Origin of the sequence: Paraburkholderia sp. RL17-381-BIF-C (genome assembly GCF_046026435.1) — a bacterium.
Classification (GTDB): Bacteria; Pseudomonadota; Gammaproteobacteria; order Burkholderiales; family Burkholderiaceae; genus Paraburkholderia.
The window spans coordinates 1-4189 of sequence record NZ_JARESX010000153.1; the positions used below are offsets into that span (position 1 = coordinate 1).

Below are 4189 nucleotides of genomic sequence, written 5' to 3' on the forward strand. Positions count from 1 at the left end.
CCCGGCGTGGCGCCGGACTTCGCGTACAGCGAGAAGCAGTCGTCTGCATTTGCGCTGAACGCAAGTATCAGCAACACGAACGCAGCCATCAGGCGGCCCGAAAATCCGGCCGCCTCCCCGTACAGTCTTTGTCTTTTCATTTTTATCCCTATTGGCTTGCTTTGTACTTGTTTGACGCACAAGCAACCTATAGGGACCAAGATGACCAGAAAATCCGACAACTCTTAAAATTACGCGCGACTTGCGTTCACACAAACCCAGACCAGGGAATGCCAACGCAAGCTGTAGGAACCCACAACAAAAATTGTCAGATATCGTTGAGCCAAAGCTTAAAGAATGGCGAACCCAAGGCATCCGATTCAGCCATATTCCCCGAGGCAACGAAGAAAAAATTTTTGGAGCACCGAGGACGATTACGACGTTTTGATAGATGCAGAACTGGCGCACCGCCTTCACTTCAGCAAATAAGCTCGGCATTCTCGCCGTAGAGATCAAGCGCAGATATCAAACTCCAGTGGTGCGCCCGCAGGAAGCGGTCTATAGGAGTGTGTTCGTGCTGTGGTCGAGCGTTCCCGCTGCGAGGGCCGCGCACGGCTCGGTTGATCTTGCGACGAGCGCCACGCGCGACCATGCACCAAGTGGCATTTCGCGCGACTCGCCATCGAACCGGTAGCGGGAGTGGACACTGGTTCCCTTCGCACCAGTATGAACGTGGCCGGGGAAGCGGGTGCCGTCGTCCGAGTGCGGCCATGATCGAAGACCTTGTGCATCGCACGACACTTTATCCACAGTTTGTGTTGACAGACCTGTTGATAACATCCGGAGATACCAGCTAAGTCCTTGGCCGCGCACCACATTCTGCCGCCGACGCGTTTAGCGACGCCGCGCGCTCACCCAAGGGTGAGCGCAGCGACGCGCGCATTGCCGCAGCCCGTAACCGAACTGCATCAATAAACACTCGCCTCACCCGCCGGCCGGTTCTTGAACCGCTTATGCACCCAATAATATTGATCAGGAATCCGCCTCACCTGCGTCTCGAGAAACGCGGTGATACGCCGCGCGTCGACTGACACATCGTCGGACGGAAAATCGCTCAGCGCTTCGAAGATATTCAGCTTGTATCCGCGGTAGTCCGGCAACACCTCCGTGACGAACGGCACCACTCGCGCATTCGCCGCACGCGCCATCCGCGAGACGGAGGTCAGCGTGCAGGCCGGCACGCCGAAGAACGGCACGAACACCGAATCGCGCAAGCCGAAATCCATATCGGCGGCCAGCATTACGGGCTTGCCTTCGCGCAACGTGCGCAACGCGCGCCGCACGCTGTCGCTGCGCGGGATCATCTCGGTGCCGAAACGACCGCGCTGGCGCTTGGCCATCGCGTCGAAAAGAAGGTTCGACATCGGCGTATAGAGCGATGCGACCGGATGCCGTGTCGAATACATCATGCAGCCCGCCTCGATGCCGACGAAATGGAAGCCGACGAAAATCGTCGGCTGACCCGTCATATCCGAGAGATCGATTGCGCTCTCCACCTCGACGAGGCGTGCGAGCGCCTGCGCATTGCCGAACCACTGCGGCCCACGCTCGACATAGCTGCGGATAACGTGACAAAAGTGCGCACGCGCCAGACGTTCGCGCGCCTCGTCGCTCATATCCGGAAAACACAGCTTCAGGTTGGTATGTACGACGCGCCGGCGCGTGCTCGGAATGCGGTAGAGCAACGCGCCGATACCCGTGCCGATTCGTGCGACCACGCTATACGGCAGAAACGCAAACGCGCGCAGCAGACCTGTCATCAGACAGATCAGAATTCGATTTTTCACGAGGCGGGACCCGGTGGATGCTGGATGGCAAACACGCCGCCCGCCGCAACCTCAACATTGCCAACGGACGAAGTGACAGGCGCGCGCGTCATACCGGGTCTCGCGCGGCGCGGAGTTCGAGAATGGACGTCCCGCTCGCGGCGAGACGCAGTGGTGCTGGAGGCCGAAACCGTCTAGGGAATAGGCGTCCTTTAGGACCCTTGATAAATGCACCGCAGGCGTGATTAAAACACACTGCGCCTGCCGCGCACACAATCCGCCGGGTGGGCCACGCGGCAATCCGAGCGAAAGCCGCGCCAGGCGCCGCTTCGCTTCACTTTCAGAATCTTGCGTGCGCGGACTCCGCCGTGCTCATGCGGCCCGCACACCCCTGCTGCGCCCCACTGAACGTCCCCTTGCGGGACATCAGGGCTTGTTGGACTCGAACAAATCCATGATCTGCTTCTTCTCGTTCGACGAAACGCTAGGCGGTGGCACGACCGGCGGCGTCATGCCCGCGGGTCCCACGCCGCCGACCGCGTCGCTCACGCCCGCGGTCGGATTCGCCGAATCGAGACCGATGCTGGCCACGAAGCCATTGCCCGGCGTCATGTCCGTATAGAACAGCTCACCGTCGACCGAAGTCACGCCGTCCGGCTGCGCCGGCTCGCTCTGCGGCACGCCACGCAACGCGCGCTGCATGTACTCCACCCAGATCGGCAAGGCCAGTTGCGCACCGAATTCACGGCTGCCGAGCGTCTTCGGCTGGTCATAACCCATCCACGCTACCGCCACGAGCGATTGCTGATAGCCGGCGAACCAGCCGTCTTTCGCGTCGTTGGTCGTACCGGTCTTGCCCTGCAAGTCCGAACGATGCAGCGCGTTGGTGCCGGCACCCGTGCCGGCCGTCGCCACCGAATGCAGCAGGCTGTTCATGATGTACGCGTTACGCGGTTCGAGCGTACGCGGCGCATCGCGACCGGCTGTGAGCGGTTGCGCTTTGGAGAGCGGCTCGCCGCGCGCGTCCGTCACCTCGTTGATCAGATACGGATTGATCCGGTAGCCACCGTTTGCGAACACCGAATACGCACCCGCCGACTGCAACGGCGTGACGAGTCCCGCACCGAGCGCCATGGGCAGATACGGCGGGGTCTTGTCGGCGTCGAAGCCGAACCGCTGCGTGACGAAGTCTTGCGCGTACTTGGTGCCGATGAACGACAGAATGCGGATCGACACCAGGTTCTTCGACTTCTGCAACGCAAGACGCAACGGCATCGGACCGTCGGGCTGGTCGTCGTCCTTCGGCTCCCACGCGTCGCCGCCCGGCGTGCTCGACGGGAAATAGAGCGGCGCGTCGTTGATGATCGTGGCCGGTCCGAGACCCTTGTCGAGCGCCGCCGAATAGATGAACGGCTTGAAGCTCGAACCCGGCTGACGCCACGCCTGCGTGACGTGGTTGAACTTGTTCTTGTTGAAGTCGAAGCCGCCCACCAGCGCGCGAATCGCGCCGTCCTGCGGCGTGAGCGACACCAGCGCGCCCTCCACTTGCGGCAGTTGCGTGATCTGCCAGTTGCCCTTGTCGTCGGCGAGCACGCGCACGATCGAGCCGACCTTGATCTTCGTGGCGGCCGTGGCGCGCGTGCTCAATGCGCCGGCGACGAAACGCAGACCGTCGCCGCTGATCGCGAGCTGCGTGCCGTCCACCAGTTGCGCCTTGACCTGCTTCGGATTCACGTCCGTCACCACGGCGGCGATGATCTCGCCGTTATCGGGATGATCGGTGAGCGCGTCGTCGATCGTCTGATCGCGGTCGTCACCCGGCGCGGGCAGTTGCACGAAGCCTTCCGGCCCGCGATAACCATGGCGCCGCTCGTAATCCATCACGCCCTTGCGCACCGCGCGATAGGCGGCGTCCTGGTCGGCGGAGTCGATCGTGGTGGTGACGTTCAGGCCGCGCGTATAGGTTTCGTCCTTGTACTGCGCGTACATCATCTGCCGGACCATTTCGGCGATGTACTCGGCATGCACGCTATATTCGTTGCCCGGATTCTTGGTGTGGATCTCTTCCTTCACCGCCTGGTCGTATTGCTCCTGGCTGATGTATTTCAGCTCGAGCATGCGCCGCAGAATGTACTCCTGACGTATCTTCGCGCGCTTCGGATTGACCACCGGGTTATACGCGGACGGCGCCTTCGGCAAACCGGCCAGCATCGCCGATTCCGCCAGTGTGATGTCTTTCAGATCCTTGCCGAAGTACACGCGCGCGGCAGCGGCAAAACCGTATGCGCGCTCGCCCAGATAAATCTGGTTCATGTACAGCTCGAGTATCTGATCCTTGGTCAGCGCGCGTTCGATCTTGTACGCGAGCAGCATTTCGTAGATCT

General features: G+C 61.4%; 2 protein-coding genes. Both read right to left on the reverse strand.

Features of this window, described 5'->3' with window-relative positions; all coding sequences use genetic code 11:
- Window positions 1–947: 947 nt before the first annotated feature.
- A complete protein-coding gene (locus tag P0D70_RS36205) occupies window positions 948–1826 on the reverse strand; it encodes a lipid A biosynthesis lauroyl acyltransferase (protein WP_408188053.1) in 879 nt (292 codons plus the stop codon).
- A gap of 405 nt (window positions 1827–2231) precedes the next feature.
- Window positions 2232–4189 (reverse strand): penicillin-binding protein 1A (locus P0D70_RS36210; RefSeq protein ID WP_408188054.1); only part of this gene is annotated, 1958 nt, incomplete at its 5' end.